This window comes from Butyrivibrio sp. AC2005 (assembly GCF_000424145.1).
In the GTDB taxonomy this organism is placed as follows: Bacteria; Bacillota; Clostridia; order Lachnospirales; family Lachnospiraceae; genus Butyrivibrio.
The window spans coordinates 22,444-41,524 of the sequence record NZ_AUJI01000009.1 but is presented as its reverse complement, the minus strand read 5'-3'; the positions used below and the strand labels follow the sequence as shown (position 1 = coordinate 41,524).

The 19,081-nt window shown below is 40.5% G+C and carries 15 protein-coding genes; all 15 read right to left on the bottom strand.

Going from position 1 to position 19,081, the window contains the following annotated elements; translation table 11 throughout:
• Nucleotides 1-20: 20 nt before the first annotated feature.
• Genes G602_RS24570 through G602_RS0100120 form a run of 15 tightly spaced genes read right to left on the bottom strand, consistent with a single transcriptional unit; the run spans nucleotide 21 to nucleotide 18,997 of the window.
• Nucleotides 21-944 (bottom strand): LicD family protein, encoded by a 924-nt coding sequence (locus G602_RS24570; protein ID WP_049944971.1) that lies wholly within the window; start codon nucleotides 942-944, stop codon nucleotides 21-23.
• The gene (locus G602_RS28405) at nucleotides 945-3,716 is read right to left on the bottom strand and encodes a sulfatase-like hydrolase/transferase (protein ID WP_049944970.1); all 2,772 of its coding nucleotides are present in this window, start codon (nucleotides 3,714-3,716) and stop codon (nucleotides 945-947) included.
• A gap of 27 nt (nucleotides 3,717-3,743) precedes the next feature.
• Nucleotides 3,744-4,553: a DUF4422 domain-containing protein gene (locus G602_RS0100180; protein WP_026657071.1), complete on the bottom strand. Its 810-nt coding sequence runs from the start codon at nucleotides 4,551-4,553 to the stop codon at nucleotides 3,744-3,746.
• A 47-nt stretch (nucleotides 4,554-4,600) separates the two neighbouring features.
• Nucleotides 4,601-5,515 (bottom strand): alpha-1,2-fucosyltransferase, encoded by a 915-nt coding sequence (locus G602_RS0100175; RefSeq protein WP_026657069.1) that lies wholly within the window; start codon nucleotides 5,513-5,515, stop codon nucleotides 4,601-4,603.
• Nucleotides 5,515-6,726 (bottom strand): polysaccharide pyruvyl transferase family protein, encoded by a 1,212-nt coding sequence (locus G602_RS24560; RefSeq protein WP_044930745.1) that lies wholly within the window; start codon nucleotides 6,724-6,726, stop codon nucleotides 5,515-5,517. Before G602_RS24560 ends, G602_RS0100175 begins: the two co-directional genes overlap by 1 nt.
• Before the next feature lie 4 nt (nucleotides 6,727-6,730).
• Nucleotides 6,731-8,110 carry a DUF3329 domain-containing protein gene (locus tag G602_RS0100165; RefSeq protein ID WP_026657068.1) on the bottom strand — a complete coding sequence of 460 codons (1,380 nt, stop codon included), beginning with the start codon at nucleotides 8,108-8,110 and terminating at the stop codon, nucleotides 6,731-6,733.
• Between the two features lie 9 nt (nucleotides 8,111-8,119).
• Nucleotides 8,120-9,160, bottom strand: a complete 1,041-nt coding sequence (locus G602_RS0100160) for a glycosyltransferase family 2 protein (RefSeq protein ID WP_026657067.1) — start codon at nucleotides 9,158-9,160, stop codon at nucleotides 8,120-8,122.
• Entirely contained in the window at nucleotides 9,160-10,194 is a 1,035-nt protein-coding gene (locus G602_RS28400) for a glycosyltransferase family 2 protein (RefSeq protein WP_049944969.1), read from the bottom strand. The genes G602_RS0100160 and G602_RS28400 overlap by 1 nt, the downstream gene beginning before the upstream one ends.
• 38 nt (nucleotides 10,195-10,232) lie before the next feature.
• The gene (locus G602_RS0100150) at nucleotides 10,233-11,642 is read right to left on the bottom strand and encodes a sugar transferase (protein WP_026657066.1); all 1,410 of its coding nucleotides are present in this window, start codon (nucleotides 11,640-11,642) and stop codon (nucleotides 10,233-10,235) included.
• Nucleotides 11,626-12,810 (bottom strand): hypothetical protein, encoded by a 1,185-nt coding sequence (locus G602_RS0100145; protein ID WP_026657065.1) that lies wholly within the window; start codon nucleotides 12,808-12,810, stop codon nucleotides 11,626-11,628. Before G602_RS0100145 ends, G602_RS0100150 begins: the two co-directional genes overlap by 17 nt.
• Entirely contained in the window at nucleotides 12,779-14,602 is a 1,824-nt protein-coding gene (locus G602_RS0100140; protein WP_044930695.1) for an ABC transporter ATP-binding protein, read from the bottom strand. Before G602_RS0100140 ends, G602_RS0100145 begins: the two co-directional genes overlap by 32 nt.
• Before the next feature lie 13 nt (nucleotides 14,603-14,615).
• On the bottom strand, nucleotides 14,616-15,485 hold the full coding sequence (locus G602_RS0100135; protein WP_026657063.1) for an alpha-1,2-fucosyltransferase: 870 nt from the start codon (nucleotides 15,483-15,485) through the stop codon (nucleotides 14,616-14,618).
• Between the two features lie 40 nt (nucleotides 15,486-15,525).
• The gene (locus G602_RS0100130; protein WP_026657061.1) at nucleotides 15,526-16,569 is read right to left on the bottom strand and encodes a glycosyltransferase family 2 protein; all 1,044 of its coding nucleotides are present in this window, start codon (nucleotides 16,567-16,569) and stop codon (nucleotides 15,526-15,528) included.
• Nucleotides 16,570-16,583: 14 nt separating this feature from the next.
• Nucleotides 16,584-17,693 carry a hypothetical protein gene (locus G602_RS24550; protein WP_049944968.1) on the bottom strand — a complete coding sequence of 370 codons (1,110 nt, stop codon included), beginning with the start codon at nucleotides 17,691-17,693 and terminating at the stop codon, nucleotides 16,584-16,586.
• 23 nt (nucleotides 17,694-17,716) lie between these two features.
• Nucleotides 17,717-18,997, bottom strand: coding sequence for an MBOAT family O-acyltransferase (locus G602_RS0100120; protein WP_242835465.1), 1,281 nt, complete (start codon nucleotides 18,995-18,997; stop codon nucleotides 17,717-17,719).
• Nucleotides 18,998-19,081 lie beyond the last annotated feature (84 nt).

Here is a 19,081-nt window from a genome sequence, read left to right as displayed (position 1 = left end):
TCTCCCTTTCCCCTCATTATTTAGAATTCCAGCTCTACTGCTGAATGAATCTCTCTGTCCTCTACCGGAGGAATCTTCATATAATTAGGGCCGTAAAGAATCTCCATATAAGTCTCCGTTCCTTTGGGAATCTTAACTTTCATTCCCTCGAACACTGCGTCCCTGGATTCACACATATCCTCGCGCCTGTACATCTCACCGAAATAGTGCTTACGGCCGCTTGGAATGCATACCAGCTTAGATTCTTCCAAATCACAGTAAGAATACCAATAAATAACCCTTTTGGCAACTTTGTCGAGGCTCTGCCACTTAAAGAGTCTTCCTATCTTCATCTTCTTTTCAAAAGCCTCTTTAAGCACCTTATTCACCGACAGATATGGTTCAAGAGCGCTCCAATCCTCTGCTGTTTTCCTGCAGGTCAGGATATATCCAAGCACCAGGCACCAGTATCCGTGTATCTTTCTCTTAATTGCACTGTCATAGGTATTTTCAAGCACAAATATGTCTATGAAAATACCGGTATCCTGCATGGTAAGCTCATTAAAAGCCTTGTAGGTTGTACCCTTTTTCTTTATCTGAACATGGGACATACCATAGCCTCTGCCAAATTCAGGACCACAGAGGACATACTTATCTCCAAGCTTTTCATCAAACACCCTCTTTAGATGTTCGAAATCCTTCCTTGGCATATTTATGTCAATGTCATCATCCCAGGGTATAAACCCCTGATGCCTTATAGCACCAAGAACTGAACCGCCGCTCAACGTATAGAAGATGCCTTCCTCCTCGAATACCGCTATAAAATCCTTTAGCATTTCAAGCAACGTCTGCTGCAGCTTTTTTAGCTGTTCATCATTCAGTTCAAAGGTGCCGGGGGCTCCGCGAAATCCGGTCTTAAAAAAATGCCGCTTATCGGCCGCTCCCATGGCCTTTTTATTATCCATTTATTCCAGTTCCTTCTTTATAGTATCAAAATCTGCCACATCACTGTAAAAACCGTCTACCCCCTTGGTCACGAATTCCTTCATCTCTTCGGGATCATTGACAGTATGTGTGAAGAGCGGCACACCTGTAGCCTTAATATCAGAGACAAACTCATCTGTTATGAACGCCTTTTTTGCAGTCCAGGCAACAAAATCGTGTTTATTCGCTGCTTTCATGAGGGCATCTGCTGTCCTCTCAGCTTCATCAGTTCGGTAAAGCGTAAATATGATGTTGTTAAATCCAAGCTTCTCCATTACAGTCGCTTCTTCTTCATTATAAACCTGGATTATGAATCTGTCCTTGAGATCAGGGCAATATTCCGCTATCATTTTTGCCCCTTCTTCATTGTAGCTCTGCTTAATATCTGTCACTATGTACATCCCATCGTGCTCTCTCAGAAAGTCCACAAGACTTCCCAGCCACATGGTCGTAAACTGATTCTCCATCTTACAGGATAGTGCCTCATCAAGAGTCACCGCATCCTCCAGGGGTTCCCCGTTTTTATAAAGCTGCTTCCAGGCATGGGCACATACCAGCTGGTTATCCGAAGTCATTAAAAAATCAAGTTCACAAAACTTATTTCCATTATTATAACAGTTATTTATGGCTTCCACGCTGCTTGTATAATTATACTCTGTCCCATCGGCTGCCGTGATGAAACCTCCCGCATGGACTATATGCTTCTCGGAAAGAAGCTCCTGCCTGACTTTGGCAGTCTCCTCAGGACTCATTTGGGAATACTCAAAAAACTCGTCCACCCTTCCCTTTTTATCGAAGAGGTGATTGTATACTATAGATCTGTACTGCTGAAGTCTCTCATAGTAAGGAGATTTCTCATCGTCTGTATTATAGAAATTCCCATCTGCACCATAATATCCATTGGCTGTAATTATCGGCACTTCCTTCATCACATCCAAAAGATATTTATTGTAACCGCTCATCTTCATTCCTGCCGCGTCCAGCATAAGTGACTGCAGATAATTGATGCTTATGGCATTTTCTTTGGAATAATCTGCCTCGGGAATATCATAATTAGCCCAGATAACAAACTTTGTGTGATAGAGATTCATCAATTCCTCACCCTCGAGGTTATTCTTATTTCCACCCACGAGTTTGTTATAAAAAGCGTTCCCCACGCCGGGCTCATGATCTCCGAACATCACAATAACTGTCGGTTCATCAACATTTTCAAAGTATTCCACAAGCTCCTTTAAGGCCCTATCACTCTCATGAATCAGGTTCAGATAGTCCTGAACTCCGTCCATATCCAGCTCCTCATCCGTGATTTTCACCTCATCAGGCACATTTTCCATTCCTTTTGAAAAAGGCCCGTGGTTCTGCATTGTCACATTGAATACATAAAAAGGCTCATCGCTTTCTTTTTTAGCTTTCTCATATTCTTCAATTATCCTTTTGTAATCCGCACTGTCTGTAATATGCTGCGACATAGTAGGCGTATCTGCAGGAAAATCATCTACGGAAATGAATTGGTCAAATCCCAAAATAGGATATACGTTATTACGGTTATATCCATTCGGTTTATACGGATGAAGTGCTATAGCTCTGAAATAGTTATCCAGCAAAAGATTCCCCGTAAGCGTGGGCATAAATCTCTTAATATATAGCTGGTAAGGCGTCGTTCCGGCAGGAATAAAGGCCATGGAATCCCCTGACAAAAACTCATATTCACTGCTTGCTGTCTGTCCGCCAAATACCGAAACATAGCTCCACCCCTTAATGGTGTTTTCGGTAAGACTGTCATAAAACGGCATCACTTCTATATTAGTCGGAAGATCTCCCACATCCTGAAGATCAGAAAATGCCTCATTCATAATGGCGATCACATTAGGTCTTACCTTGTCATCGGAAATGGAATCCGAAGGGTACTCTGTCATAAGAGCCTTGATATTGTCCGTACTATAGCCCTCGGGCTTATCGACCACCATATTTCTGATACTTCTTCCGAAGGTAAGCAGCCCGCCCTTTTGTCTGTAGGTTTTCGCAGGCACCCACACATGAACAGATATCCCCTGATTTTCAAGAAAATCAGTAAATGCCACTATTCTGGCTGCTGCCACAAAAATTACGATGGAAACAACAGCTATAGCCAGTCTCTTTCCGATTCCAAACCTGTTTTCGTGCTCCTCCCTATAAAACAAGGCAAGGGATAGGATTGCAAGCACAAACATAATGCCCATTAGCTGGCAAATACCCATTTCGTATGTGTAATGTCCGGCCACATTAAGGGCTGTACCTGCAGTAGCCACATCACCTGCAAGAATTGGTACCTGTCTGTATAAAATAGTGAAATAATTGGCGAGCCCAAAAGAAATGAACAGCAGACCGCTTGTAAAAAACGATATGCCAAGAGATAACGTTAACGCAAATATGAACCATATGATAAGCGCATACAGTCCATAATTGCCAATGAGAATCTTTTTACCGGCACTTCCGAAAGCAAATCCGGTCCCCAACGTTTTTTCGGTAAAATAAAAGCACAATAGCGGGTATATCATAAGTGCTATCAGCTTTACAATTATGGGAGTTTTCCACTTTTTTCTAATTAGAATAAAGGGTGACGCTGCCGAAAACAAAAACAGTACAGCGCAAATAACTATATATCTTTTTCCTGTAAAATCAGTTACGTGTCTGTATGCAAAGAATGAAACAATTAATAAAAATATTAAATATATAATGCCAAACGCAACACTTTTTCCTGATTTTCTTTCCACTTTACACTTCTCACTAATTCCCTATGATCAGAAGCTGTGATCATATTTTTTATGGAAGAGCTTTGCAGCAAGGAATGCTCCTCCCTTTTTAAACCAGTTAATATTCTCGATATGCACGCATGGAAGCTCCTGAATCTGATACCTCGGAATACTTCCTGTCGTAACCTGATAGTCAAGCCAGACATTGAAAATAAGTTCCGCAATTCTTCCAATATATCTACCCTGATAAGCACTAAGATTGTTTTCCGGATATCTGGTTTCAACCTCACGAAGTATCCTGAAAAGCCACTCGCAGTATCTATCAAGAATATCCTTACGCATTATCATCATATTAAACATATGACCTGAAGTCTGTGTCATAACTCTCTCAAAAGACTCCATATACTCGGGACAGATATCCTTAATTACCTTGCCTGTCTCATCAAGCTGCTCAACATAATGTGTATGTGCATAATGTGACTGAAGAGTCTCTATATAATATTTCCGCTTTTTGGGAACAATAATACAGTTCTTCTGAAGAAGTCTCTTGACCTCCTCACCGCCCATTATCTTATTGAACGGATCCTCTTCACCTCTTGCCTCCGGTGAAGCAAAGTATCTTCTATAATGCACAAGACCAATGTAATCTGCCTTAAGATTCTTCCATGCCCAATAAAGGCCTGTCAGCTCACAGTAGCTGCTGTTCTTCTCAGAAATATTATCTCCGGTATTATCCTTTTCATACGGGGTATTTGCGGCCTTCTTATTAGCTGCGCCCACCTGCAAAGGCATATATATCGGATCATCAGGCATCCTATATTTTTTTGTGGTCGCTATAATGATCTTTATATCGGGCATCCGACAGTTCCTTTTCTAAAACTTTAATCAATACCTAAATGTTAATTTTAACGCACTTTGCCATCTTTGTCCATGAGTACCCAACCCGCCCAGTATTCATGCATCAGTTCGGGACTGGCAGGCTGATTATTTCTCATGGTTAAAGTCCTCACAAGTTTCTTATCCTTCCTGCGATTCAGTCTTGCTCCCCAGAAGGAAAAAGTTGAATTAGCACATATATTTCCCATACAATGACTCATCAGCTGAATATCAAGAAGAGAATACTTTCCTGTATTGTGATCCACAATTGTGTATCTGTCAGGATCTGAGTACTTCTCCCTGGCATATTCGGGATCATTTGTAAAAATATAAAAATGTGTATCGGGATCAAGTGCCATGAAATAATTCATAGCCCCTTCATAATATTCATCAGTTGCAATATTTCCAAAAAGCGCGGCATTTTCAGGATCGAGATAATCGCCTCGTCTGATATGCACACTGACACTGGGCCGAAGTTCCATCTCGTTCATAAGATCCATATTCCGCACGTTTATCTCTGTATCCGGTTGTGTCGGAAATACAAAAAGGTCTCTAAGCTCATCCATTATATCATCATAATATTTCTGACAGGCAAAATATCCTTCAATATACTTATCCTGCAGTTCGAAAATCTCCGGATGATACATACAGCTCTCCGTAAATCTCTTACCTGCACCGGGAACCACCTTTTCAAAGACCTTTCTTGCAATATTTCTGTCAAGAAAATATGCCCTTTCCTCATCTGTGCACACAGGAAGCGGTAGATTCTGAAAATATGAAAGCTCCAGCTCTCTCCTTGCAAGAACCCCTTCCTGCGTCTTTTTATCAAACCAGCTTGTATCAAGCTTTATATTTCTGTCCGCTCCGGATCTTAGCAGTTTCCTGTACATGGCATACTGCTGCATCTGATTTCCCAATCCCCCGGCTATCTGTATTATCAGCATTAAATAAGCTCCTTTATATAGCGCGCATTGTCAGCTGCACGCTTACTATATTCAGGCATTATTTCCTTAAGTCTCCCCCTGATACTATCCTCGTTTTTGGCTATAAAGTCAAAAGCTTTAGCAAGATCCCTGTCTGTAGAAAGCTTTTGGACTGGAATAACATAATTTTCATCGGTCCCAAACAAATCAGTTGCTATCCCTCTTGATTTAACAGAATAGCCAAGCACCAGTGTAGGAACACAGGTAGAATAAGCCGCAATTGTTGAATGTGTTCTTGCACCTATGAAAAATCTACACCTGCTGATCAGTCCCTTAAGTTCTTCTGCGGAGGCATCCTTTGCAAGTATCACCCTTCCGGTGTCCTTAAATTCCTCATAGAGCTTTGTGAGTGGCTCTCTGTCATCATTGCTTTTCCATACAACATGTGGAACAAGTAAAACCTTTGAACCTTCAAGCTTATCCAAAATATGTTTTATCAGATTCCTGTAATTCTCCATAGTTATACCGGGAGAAGATTCCTTCCCCTGAACCATGGGACTCACGTTTAATCCGATAGTATTTCCCTCTTCAAAGCCTTCCGGAAGAGATGTTTTTCTGACCGGAAGCATAAATGCGGGATCTGGGCAAAGCTTGACCTTATCCTTTGGGATACCACCTTCAATCATTCCTTTGTAGGAAATTGATTCCCTGACCGTTATGAGATCAAACTTCATAAGGTCATCCTTCAAATCCTGAACCGTATCGGGCTCAATAGAACATCCCATAAGTACGGAAGACATTCCTTTTTCAAGAAAGGCTTCATGTGCAAGCTTAAGATCTCCGACCATTTCAGGATAACAATAGTTATCTCCTCCAATGGAAACCGCAATGGGATTCTTATAATCCGATACCTTTTTCAGAACGTCCTTGAACTGATATCTGAGGAAAGAAACTGCATCACCAGTCAGCTTTCTGTAGGCATAATACATAACATGAGGTATAAAATCCTCTGCTATATGCCTCTCTTCTATAATACTGCACTGACCTTTTTGTACTCTCTCTCCAAGCCCATACTTTAAATCCTGTTCTTTATTATTGGTAATTATTACAGGCGGTATGTAATTTTCATCCTTACATAGCGAAGTCAGCGCTTCAAGAGTAGCATCTGCTATCGCTTCGCAGCCGTGATTTCCGCTACCTGCGTGCATATATAGTAAAAGTTGTCTGTTCATAGGCTTATTCACTCACCCCAAGTACGGTCTTAAAACCATAATAGTTTGCAATCATCTGATTATTCCAGTCTGTCCAGTCATCTGAGACATCGCAGGTATAAGCAGCTGTATATTTCGTATAGAACTGATCACTCAACATTGGAATTTCTACATCCTCAGCTCCTGCAGCCGCCTGTTCTTCAAGATAGCTGTAACGATTCTGTTCCTCCCGGTATATCCTTGCCAGATTCGCCCCGCTATCAATATATGTAAACAGCATGTATATTGCCAAGGCTATCACTACGCCACTCTTCATTGTTTTAAGAAGTACCGCCTTTTCCCCGGCAGACTCACTATTTCGTGACATATCTCTGTCATCTCCGGTATCAATCTTACAATACCCCTGAACAATAATCAGAATAAGAAATATGCCGGCACCAAAGAATGCTCTGTCCTGAGGTGTAACGGTAAGAATAAGGCTGTATGCCGTAGCAAAAAATATGAACACAAAAAGAATCATATCCTTTAAGGACTCAAAGCCTTTTCCCTGAAATTTCAGAAGCAGAAATAAAACAGCCGCTATTATAAGCAATACCATGAATTCTTCTTTGAGCACAAGTGTTATCTTTAAAAATCTTGCAGCCATTCCCAAAAGTCCGTCATGTGCCTCCTCAAGGTACTGGCTTCTCTCAGCATTACCGGGTGCAAGCACCATCAGTCCAAGTCCGATTGCGGTTCCTGCCATTGCTGATACAGACCATGCATAAACCTTTCTGTAGTTCACTGCTATAATTATCATGAGTAGCAACAATCCGCCACTGGTGTTCTCATTGCACCAGCCTGAAAGAACGCCAAGCAGAAAGAATCCGAAACAGGATATTATATTATTGCCCTTTTCAGATGCATTTCTATGGCCTCTTCTATATAAAGTGATCATTGCCATAACAATTGTTGTTGTAAAAAGATAATTGCAGGCACCGGTCTCCCATAAAATTGTCTGTCCAAATGACACGGCACACAGCCATATAAGAAACAGTCCAAGAAGATATGTATTAACATCATACCGAATATTACTATTCGCATTTAAATATATGAGTATAGACAGTACTGTAAACATGACAGCTGCTACTATATTAAAAATCACTCTTCCGCCAAGAGTATGCATATCAATATACATAAGCATCCTTAGCATGAAATGTGCTACGGATCTTCCCGTCCAGGTCATATACTGATGATGCTCCTGTGCAAACAGTTCAAAAAAATTCCCTGCCTCCTGAACCTGTTTACCATAACTCATGTCATCCATAAGCATAGGCGTTAGCATCTCATAGATGAGAATCGTCACAAAGCACAATATAACTGACATTATGAACAGTTTTTTTCTTGTGTTTTCTTCTCTTATCATAAATGGTTATTATACCTTCCACATTTTATAAAGCTTAATATACAGCTCGGGACTTACGTCGAACAGCTTATTCTTTATCTTATACCCGGCAGACAATCCTCCAAAGCATCCCTTTACTTTCCTCGCCTTGGATATCATCTCCCTAGCCCGTAATATAACCTCACTTTTTAAAGCAAGCATAACTGTCACTTCATTATTTTCTCTCATATTAAGTGATTTAGCAAATTTTGAAACCACTAAAAGTGCTGCCATAACCCTTATTATGGCAAATTTTACCTGTGCCTCATTGGAAATCGAAGGAGAAAGCTTATCCAGTTCCTTCTCTGCCAGCTCCCAGCAGGTAATCTGATCCAGGTATGAGGGCTTAAAGGACTTTAGCATAGCTCCGTTATCATTAAAATTATATTTATATCCTTTTCCCGGAATCATGCTGATACAAGCCTTTTGATCCACCTTAAGCAATACCTCAAGTAAAAATAGCATATCCTCCCCAATGGTTATGTTTTCAGGGAATCTTACTGTTTTTCCGCCATCAAATATCAGCTCTCGTTTAAAAAGCTTTCCCCAAACATGAGTATCCTCGCTGAGAAGTCCATCCTCAATATACCTGCGTCCGGTAATAATATCATTCGTTACTATTTTTCCGTCCATTATTACAAGGTCGGCATCTTTCTTTAATGCAGCCCTGAGCAGATCGGAAATATATGTATCACCCACGAGATCATCGGCATCAACAAAAGCGATATACCTTCCGCCTGAATTCTCCATTCCCAAATTCCTGGCTTTAGATACACCGCCGTTTTTTACATGTAATACTTTAACATTTGAATTACTTTCACTAAGTCTGTCGCAGATGGCACCGGTTTGATCCGTAGATCCGTCATCGACTATTATTATTTCCATAAGGCCATCGAAGTTTTTCGCCTCCTCGCTGACCTCATAGGATATTACCTGTGAGCATACTGAACTCACACAGTCTTCTATGGAATCCTGTGCCTGATAAGCCGGTATGATTATGCTTACCATAGGTTTAGATACAGCTGTATTCATCAATGTGCCCCCGCCGTAACTCTGTCAAAAGTTTTTAAAATCATCTTTGTCACCATGATAACAGGTGCAATCGGATGTTTCATCCCATAATATAACAAACGATTTGATTTTTCAGATACATCAACGGGTGTTCTCTTAATAATATCAGCAATCTCACCTGCACCAAATATATCTTTTACACGTCTGACTACTCCGCCTGCATCTGAACGAAGCTCATTCTTCATCACAAGAAAAAGGAGCCTTATATACTCCCTGTCCATCTGCTCCCCGGCATTTGCAACTCCCTTATCCTGCATAATCCCAAGAAAAGTATGATAATCAAGCTTAATATTTTCCAAAAGTCTCTTATCATAACCATGAGCCATTGAATCACCCACAGTCCTATAATGGTAAAAGTACCCATCCTTAACTATCGTCAGTCTTTCAGCATCCAGGAGACACGGAAGCATGATATTCACATCCTCTGCCATTCTGATACTGTAATTCAGGTAATGCATATTATCCAATATAAGCTCACGGCTTATAAGCTTCATGCACCTGGACATTATAACAGGTCTTGTTTCTTCTCCAAGAAGTCTTGTTCGAAGGTCTGAAAGTCTCTCCTTTTCATAAACTCCGGGAGCTGCCCCATGACCTGCCTTTCTCTTTTCATTCTTCTTTTCAATAATATAATTACTGCTTATTATCTCTCTGATATCCGGTTCATCCGAGGTATACTTAAGGAGTTCTCCTATCATCTCCCCATCGACCCAGTCATCTCCGTCAATAAACATTGCATATCTGCCTTCTGCCGCTTTTATTCCCTCACTCCAGGCTGACATAAGGCCGCCATTTTTCTTATGGATAACTCTTATGCGTGAATCCTTCGCTGCATACTCGTCGCAGAGCTCACCGCTTCCGTCAGTTGCTCCGTCGTCCACCAGTATAATTTCTATATCTTTGTAAGTCTGACCGAGAACGCTTCTCATACAGTCGTTAAAATACTCTCTGATATTGTATACAGTTATGATAACGCTGACTATTTTATCCGCCATATCAAGATTCTTTCCTAAGATATATTACTCCGTACTTTTTAGCGTGCCCCTCTTCCAAAGAGCACAACCCCGACAGTTTTAATAAGAATTCTGATATCCAGTCCGAGGGACCAGTTATCTATGTACTGAAGATCAAGCTTTACTACATCATCGAAGTCCTCTATATCACTTCTTCCGCTTATCTGCCACATTCCTGTAAGTCCCGGAGTCATGCTGATTCTTCTTCGATAATACTGATTGTACTTCTCAAACTCATCCTCGGTTGGCGGTCTTGTTCCCACAAGACTCATATCGCCCTTAAAAATATTAAGGAACTGGGGAAGCTCATCTATACTGGTCTTCCTGATAAATGCCCCGACCTTGGTAATTCTGGGATCATCCTTCATCTTGAACATAAGACCGTTCATCTCATTCTGATTCTCAAGCTTTTTCTTAATTTCCTCGGCATCAATTCGCATACTTCTAAACTTATAAATCTTAAAGCGTCTGCCGTTTCGTCCTATACGAACCTGTGAAAAGAAAACCGGTCCCGGAGAATCAAGCTTTATGGCAAGTGCCACAAATGGTGTAAACACAGCGGTAATAATAAGCCCTACAAGGCCACCTACTATATCCATAAGTCTCTTAAGAATAAGCGCTCTGTATCTTTCAGTTCCATGAATATATGAGATTACTGAATATGTAGCAAGATTGCCTACGGATGTACTTCCTGCAATATTGGGAAGCTCGACGCAATAGTGAACAGTAACACCCATGTCCCCAAATGCTGCAATAGTCTCATTAAGCGCATTCTGACTTATGTTAGGTGTGTAAATAAAAATCTCATCAACAGGATATGAAGTAACCGTATCTATAAGATTTTCCCTGTTTGCAATTATCTTAACGCCGCGAATTTCCTCACCTGACATATCCTCATCAAGGCATACCGCTCCCTCGATGGAATAATTAATCTCCAGCCTGTGCTGAAGATGCCTGATTGTAGGCATCATTATCTCTTTTTCGGAAACAACAAGCAGCTTAATCGCTGTATCGCCGCTCTCCCAGTACTTCTTAAGAACGAATTTAACAAGCTGATGGAAAGCGAGCGTCAAAACCACATCAAAAATAATGAAATAAAACATTACCAGACGTGAAAACTGCTCTGCAAGCTTAAGAATATAAGCTACAGCAATGGTACCCAGAATAAGAACAAACTCAAACTTTGCAACTGCTGTTCCTTCCTTCCATATGGTTCTCTTTAAAAAGCCCCTGTTTGCATCAATTGCAAAGGTATAAACAGTACAGATAAGCACCATCAGAATGCATATAATAAAATGCATTGTCTTATCCTGCATGTCCCTGAAATTCCAGAATCGAATATAAGTCGCAAGAACAAACGATATTACAATAGCAACAATATCAGCTGCCCAAACAACATAATTTACCAGATATTTAGTCTTTCCCTGCACGTTTTCCCACCTTTATGCTCAAATTTGCTTTCATATTATCTGCAAGCAGATACACTCCGGCTATGGGAAGCAAATAATTCCTTCCGATAAATGAAGAAACAAAGCTTGCTTCAACCAGAGTAAATACACTTATAGAGATTACCATTATCATTACTGCATAATCTCTCTTAAGGTATAAGCGATAAATAAAATAAAGAATAGCCAGCAAAATCAGTATCGCCGGTATAATCCCATACCAGTAAAACAGCCTTACCCAGCCCATATCAAAAAAAGCATTACCACTGAATTCATCTCCGAAAAGACTCCATGTCTTTAGTGAGCCCTTATGTGCTTTTGTATCATAATACAGGGACTGGATTCTGCCTGTAAGTATTCTGTCCAACTTATAATAAAAAGGATACTTCTTTTTCCTGGCATACTTGCTTATCTTCGCTGCCCATACTGAAAATGCCACACAGGCACCTATAACAAAAACACCGAAACCATATATAAATCCCGATTTCTTTAAGAAATCAACTTCATATACTGCAAAAGCAAGTACAACTGTAAATATTGTAAGCGCCACACCTGTTCTTGATCCTGTAAGAAAATACAAAATCACGTTGGCAATAAGCGCGGCTACCATTATAGCATTTCTTGTAATCTTCTTAAAATCATGTATCAGATACATAAGAAGAACTTCTATAGAAAATACAACACTCATAAGAGTATTGGGATGGCCAAAGCCAAAGGTATATCTGACTTCAGTTCCCACATCTCTTCCAAAATCATCTACAAGCCTGATATCTCCGGCAAATCCAAGTAATGCCGCAGCTGCAATCAGAATACTACCTGCTGCCGTCACTGCAAAAATATATTTCAGCATAACCTTAAGGTCTGCATCCTTACAGGCTATTACAAAAACCGAAAATCTCAGGAGATCGTTATTTCCTGTAATCTTATAAGAAATCACTCCTATGGCACATGCAATGACAATCGAGATCCATTGCTTCCATGAGTACTTTGTCAGTAAGAGTGCTATCACCGAAAGCACAAAGCTAACCCTGAAAATCTGCTTCGGACTTGAAAGTGGAAGAGTACTCCTCTCATAAATCATCAAAAGAAGCTCTATGGATAGCGCCAAATATAACGCTATATTACGTATTCTTGTGATAAACGATCTTTCCATCAAGAGTTGTCTCCACGATCTTCTCATCCTTAACCTCATAGATCATGTCACACTTTTCAATAGTATTAAGTCTATGAGCTATGATAATCATCGTCTTCTTTCCATGGAAGCTATTAATCGCCTCCATAACTGCTGCCTCTGTCTCATTATCAAGAGCACTGGTAGCCTCATCAAATACAAGTATCTCAGGATTGTGATAAAGAGCCCTTGCGATACCTATTCTCTGTCTCTGGCCACCGGAAAGTCTGACACCACGGTCACCGATTTTAGTATCAAGTCCCTCCGGAAGTGATCTTATGAACTCAGCAAGCTGTGCTTCCTCACACACCTGCCAGATTCTCTCTTCGTCAATCTCAGCCGCATCAATACCGAATGCGATATTATCCCTTATTGATTCGTCAATCAGATATATACTTTGGGGAATATATCCTATCTGGGCAAGCCAGGACTCATAATTGCTGAAAATATTGGATCCATCGCAAAGGATTTCTCCCTTCTGCGTATGTAAAAGCCCAAGAAGTATGTCTACAATTGTCGACTTACCTGCACCTGATGAACCCATGATTCCGACAGATTTTCCCTTGGGAACAACCATGTCTGCATCAGTAAAAATATTCTTATCCGCATCGGGATATGCAAAGGTAATCCCTTTAAGTTCAATCTTATCATCAAGCGAAAGCGCCGGACCTGCGATAGCCATACGCTCAGCAGCCATCTTCTTATCTGTCTTCATGGATTCTGACAGGTTGTCATAAACGAAGTTGAGGTTAGGCTCCTCATAGGCAATCTCTGTGATATACGTATTTATCCTGTATGCACTGGGCATAAGTCTTACAGCAGCAACACCAAAGGCTACAAGCTGGGTAACCAGAAGCGTTGTGTCTCCGCCTCCTGCAACATATGCCATGATAAATCCAAAAACTGCTGCCATAAATACAGTCTCTATAATAGGTCTGGGCATATTGTTCAATACGGTGTATCTGACATCCGTAGCAGCCCCGATTTTACCTGACTCATAATAATTTCTTATAAAGAAGTCTTCCCTGTTAAGGACCTTAACTTCTTTGAGTCCGTAAATAGCCTGAATTCTCCACTTTGCTATCCTTGAACTGATGCTCTGGTTCTGTCTGCCCACGTCATTCATCTTAGGCTTAATGATCTTGGTTATGGGAATTGTAATTACTACAAGAACAACTATAATGAGCAAAGCCATCTTCCAGCTGGTATAAATAAGATAAAGCCCTAAAAATGTTGACACAACAAGCTCATTACACAAATTAAGAAGTGCCAGCATAAGTGAGAACATCTTCGGTATATCGCCATCTGTTATACGGAATACTGTAGGAATATCCGCTCCGAGATAATCCTCATAAGGTCTGTTTAAAAACTCACGCATAACGCGGGAAATCATATCATTTCTGGTTGTCGAAATAAATCTGTTCTGTACAAATACCAAGAAGACAAGATATACATTTTTTATTACATATACAGCAATAAGTGCTCCCATAATGGCACATATTCTCTTGGTATCTGTATCAATTCCCATAGAAGTTGCTATATTTGCAAGTATCGGAAACTTCTCCATCCCCTTATGCAAAGACTCGGGGTCAAGAACCACACCAAATACCGGCATAAGCATTCCGACACCAAGGGTTTCAAAGAGACCTCCGATAATAATCATTATTCCCAAAATAACCAGATGTCGTTTCTGCTTTTTATCAAAAATATAATTTATCTTAGTCAGGAGATTAAGGCTCTCCGCCTTCTTCTCCTTTGGATCAGTCAAACTCATAAAAATTCCTTTTTTAAATACGCGTCATACGCGCAGTGTAAATATCATCCATGGCCTTATTGTTAAGCCACTTCTTAGGCACGATCACCATCTTCTCCGGAGAATCATTCATCCATGCACTCCACCAGCTATAGCTGGAATTGGCCAGTATATGATGCTTGCACAGACTCATAAGAAGCATATCTGCCGCATCCTCATTCTCCTCTCCCGTATCGACAATACGAAACTTCTTTCCGGATACATTTTCCTCACACCATTCCTTATCACTTGTGAAAACATAAAAAATGGCATCAGGATGCTTACTGACCATAAGGTCAATTGCTCTTTTGTAATAATCCGTATCACAGATTCCACCGTAGGTCTCAATTGCGCCCGGAAGAAGGTAGTCCCCTCTTCTCACATGAATACTGACAGACTTGGTCTCCCGAATCTGTCTGTAAAGCTCCCAGCTCTCTGCAGAGGTAAATACCTCCTCGGGCTTAAATGCAAACTCTCTGCGAAGCTGCTCTATAACCTGTTTGTCAGGAAAGTACTTTTCACTTTGAAAATAGCCGTTCAGATAAGCATCCTCAAGCTCAAAAACCTTCGGATCAAAAATACCGGTAAGTTCCTCATATTCCTTGGTCTTTCTTCCGAAAAGCTTTCTGCGGATTCTGCTAAAAATATCAAGATAAGAATCTGTTATATCCACCACCTCAGCATCTGTAGCCTTGTCATAGGTGATTCCATACATATCTTCAAGTACCGGATCCCTCTGCTCATCATCACGGAATCCGTACACATCATCAATCTTCACTTCTTTCCCCAACGCCTTAAGCTGAAGATACAGGGCATACTGGAACATCTGATTTCCAAGTCCGCCCATCATTCTTATTATTATCATACATCCCCCTGTAGTAGTGGTAATCGAAATATACTATAAATCATCGAAGATAAAAGTGATCGAAAGTCCAACGATGATTCAAAAATTTCTGCATTCGCTTTTTCTCCCTTGGATCCGCAATCCTGCATCCATATATCCTGTCTATGGAGTCCCGGCACCTTTCTATATAAGCCGTTATGTCCTCAAGATATTTGCCCTTGTCCCCAATCTTGTCGGTCTTAGCCTCAACATAATAATTCAGGAGACTCTTATACATCAGATAATCCTGAGTATCTACAAGCTCTTCCATCCCTATCTGCTTAAGAAACGCCTTAACCGAATTACAAACCGGTATCCACTCTGAAAAAATGCAGAAAATTCCTATCTGTGCACTGACACTATCCTTTCTGTCTATTATATAATGATAAAGCGGCGTGTCAACGAACACAGCTTCCCCGGCATCATGAAGTATCTCAAGGATAAACCGCCTGTCCTCATAGAACATTATGCTCGGAAAGCTCTTTCCCTTTAAAAGACTTCTGTGGTACAGCTTATTCCAGACCATACTTCCAAAATGAAGCTCATCCGATCCCTCAATGCATTCCGTAATAAGCTCCTCTGATGGAACCATTCTTATACGACCTGCCCGCATATCTTCTGTAAGCGGATGGATATCCACCGGCATATCCTCTTTGTCCTCAAAATAATTACAGACAGCAAGCTTAGCATCTGATTCCAGAATTGCGCTCATCATATATTCATATATGTAGTTTTCGACATAATCATCGCCATCCAGAAATGCCAGATATTCGCCCCTTGCCTCTTGCATGGCATAGTTCCTTGCAGCACCCGGTCCCAGATTACTCTGATTTATCACACGTATCCGTTTATCCTGCGTCATATAATATTCGCAGATATGAGACGTCCTGTCACGGGAACCGTCATCTATTATAAGAATATCCAGATTGGAATAAGTCTGAGCCATAACTGACTCAATGCACCTGGACATATATTTCTCAACATTATATACAGTGATTGCAACTGTTATAAGCGGCTGCTCTTTAGCAGGTATTCCCTTGAAATAAAAATGAGAAAGATCCTTCATATTTTCTCCGTTTTCTATTTAGTGAGACTGTTGTAATCAAAGTTATTCAGTAAAAGACTTTCCGTAGTTAAATATTCAACAACGTTTTCGCGTGTTATTCTGTCCGATACTTCAAACATATCAGTATTTTCATACCCATTCTCATAATTAATTATGGTATCCATAACAAAGGCGTTCACTTCATAATCATAATGGGCCTGATCTCTGTATCTTGACAGATCTGCAGTAATGTCGGTATGCGTTGTAAAACTGTATATGTGTATATTATCACATTCCAGCATCAGTTCGATTGCTTTCCTTTTATACTCCAGGATTTTATCCAGCATTCCCTCCTCATAAAGTCCTCCCCAATAAACCATAGAATACGGCGGAAAGAAATATAAAAAGGTCGTCTCCGGATGCTTTCTTGCAAGAGACACAACATTCTGCTCGATATTACCTTCGAGCATCTCCTCCTCTTCACTGGTCAGAAACCATAGCTCTGTGCTTTCAGGCTCCTTAAATTCCTTTTTCCCAACAAGAACATAGTCCTTACCATACTTATTATCACCGTCAGTATAGCTATACTCATCAAAGCTGGTATACCCAGGATTTTTTCCCTGAAAATAAGACAACACGGCAGGAATGGCATACCTGAGTATAACATCCTTATTTAAAAGATAATTCACATCATTATATACAATATCATCGGTGAGCCAGTATGGATAATCACCCATATCATCTCTCATCTCATCCTTATCTCTTAACAAAAGTGAATAATCAAGGGGTCTCAAAACATATTTCGGATTATGACCGCTTTTAAAGGCAGCGATAAGATTATCGTTTATTTCCTTATAAGTTGCGCCGGAATAGGGCACCTTTATAACCTTAACTCCAAGCCCATCCTCAAACTGGCTGGCTTTAAAATTTTCAGCCATGGAGGTTCCTGTTATAATGGCATCATAATCGAAGTTCCTTGTAATACCGTCATTTTGAGATCTCTGGTCATAAAGCCTGTAGAACAGCTTCGGATTAGGAGCTCTGTAATGGAAAAAAGGGTCCACAAAAAACACCAGCCCTGCTGCCAGAGCAAGTGTGGCAATAGTCATTATCAAAATTGCCGTAAACCATTTTTTAGAATTCATTTAAACATCCTTATTCCGAAGGTTTAAAAGTTAAAATACAAAAAAGTCGAAATTGAGCTCATGGATACAATACAGGCCACAAGCAGTACCCAGGTAAATACCAGTGAAACCACATTTGTCCTGTAAGTTCTCTCATAATTATTCCTGCAGCAAAGGCATATTATAAGCGCAGCAGCCATAGCCATGACACAACCGGTCATAAGCACGTTGTTATCAGCGCTTGGAAGGTGAAGTACTTCAAGAACATACCTGAACCTGGGAATTCTGAAGCCTTCAATCACTTCAGACCTTACATCATAATTGGTAACTCCAAGGCGCTTTAGTATCTGAAGCCACTGAGTAACACTGTCAGCCCTGAAAAGCAGCCAGGCTACATTTATAAATACAAAAGTCACAATCCAGCTTACAGCCTTTACCAAACCTCCAATAACATATCCCAACGGAGCATTCCTTACTTTTTCACACATATTTACATATATGCCATGTGTAAGCTTGTTTATGCATTGTCCCACTCCGTGCAAAATTCCCCATAGGATAAAGATCCAGTTCGCACCATGCCATATTCCGCTCACAAGAAAAACTATGAGGGTATTTATATATGTCCTCACCTTTCCCTTTCTGTTACCACCAAGTGGAATATATATATATGTCGTAAGGAATCTTGTCAGAGTCATGTGCCAGCGCTTCCAGAACTCTGCGATCGATATAGCCTTATAGGGCGAATTGAAGTTCATCGGAATGTCAAAATTAAACATGGAGCCCAACCCCGTCGCCATATCACTGTAACCGCTGAAATCAAAATAAATCTGGAAGGTATAGGATAGCATAACTATCACAATCTCAGGAATAGTAAGTGCACCCTCTCCCACCGGAATAAGCGCCGCCTGTGAAAAACCATAATCCACTGCCTTACCGAACATATCAGCTATCAGCATCTTCTTTGCAAGGCCTCTTGAAAACATCATTATACCGCGGCATAAGTTATCAAAATTAATCTTATGCTTTTTGGTATCGCGAAACTGTGGAATAAGTTCTGAATGAAGAACTATAGGTCCTGCAACAAGCTGTGGAAAATATGACACAAACAATGCATACTCAAGGAATGAGTAATCCTCCGTCTCCCCTCTGTAAGCATCCACAATAAAGGATATCTGCTGAAACGTGAAAAAGCTGATTCCAAGCGGAAGTACTATGTGCCTTAGGTTAAAACCTGCACCAAATACAGCATTTACATTCTCTATAAAAAAGTCGTAGTACTTAAAATAAAAAATAAGTCCTACATTAAAAAGAATTCCAAGTATCAAAAAAAGCCTGCGACGGGAATTTTGCATAGCCTTTGATAATATATAATTAACCGCTATTGAGCTGCAAATAATAAGAAGATAATA

Excerpts from the sequence above, each read along its gene's own strand:
- G602_RS24570 (WP_049944971.1), bottom strand. The coding sequence starts at position 944 with ATGGATAATAAAAAGGCCATGGGAGCGGCCGATAAGCGGCATTTTTTT.
- G602_RS0100180 (WP_026657071.1), bottom strand. The coding sequence starts at position 4,553 with ATGCCCGATATAAAGATCATTATAGCGACCACAAAAAAATATAGGATG.
- G602_RS0100175 (WP_026657069.1), bottom strand. The coding sequence starts at position 5,515 with ATGCTGATAATACAGATAGCCGGGGGATTGGGAAATCAGATGCAGCAG.
- G602_RS24560 (WP_044930745.1), bottom strand. The coding sequence starts at position 6,726 with ATGAACAGACAACTTTTACTATATATGCACGCAGGTAGCGGAAATCAC.
- G602_RS0100165 (WP_026657068.1), bottom strand. The coding sequence starts at position 8,110 with ATGATAAGAGAAGAAAACACAAGAAAAAAACTGTTCATAATGTCAGTT.
- G602_RS0100160 (WP_026657067.1), bottom strand. The coding sequence starts at position 9,160 with ATGAATACAGCTGTATCTAAACCTATGGTAAGCATAATCATACCGGCT.
- G602_RS28400 (WP_049944969.1), bottom strand. The coding sequence starts at position 10,194 with ATGGCGGATAAAATAGTCAGCGTTATCATAACTGTATACAATATCAGA.
- G602_RS0100145 (WP_026657065.1), bottom strand. The coding sequence starts at position 12,810 with ATGGAAAGATCGTTTATCACAAGAATACGTAATATAGCGTTATATTTG.
- G602_RS0100140 (WP_044930695.1), bottom strand. The coding sequence starts at position 14,602 with ATGAGTTTGACTGATCCAAAGGAGAAGAAGGCGGAGAGCCTTAATCTC.
- G602_RS0100135 (WP_026657063.1), bottom strand. The coding sequence starts at position 15,485 with ATGATAATAATAAGAATGATGGGCGGACTTGGAAATCAGATGTTCCAG.
- G602_RS0100130 (WP_026657061.1), bottom strand. The coding sequence starts at position 16,569 with ATGAAGGATCTTTCTCATTTTTATTTCAAGGGAATACCTGCTAAAGAG.
- G602_RS24550 (WP_049944968.1), bottom strand. The coding sequence starts at position 17,693 with ATGAATTCTAAAAAATGGTTTACGGCAATTTTGATAATGACTATTGCC.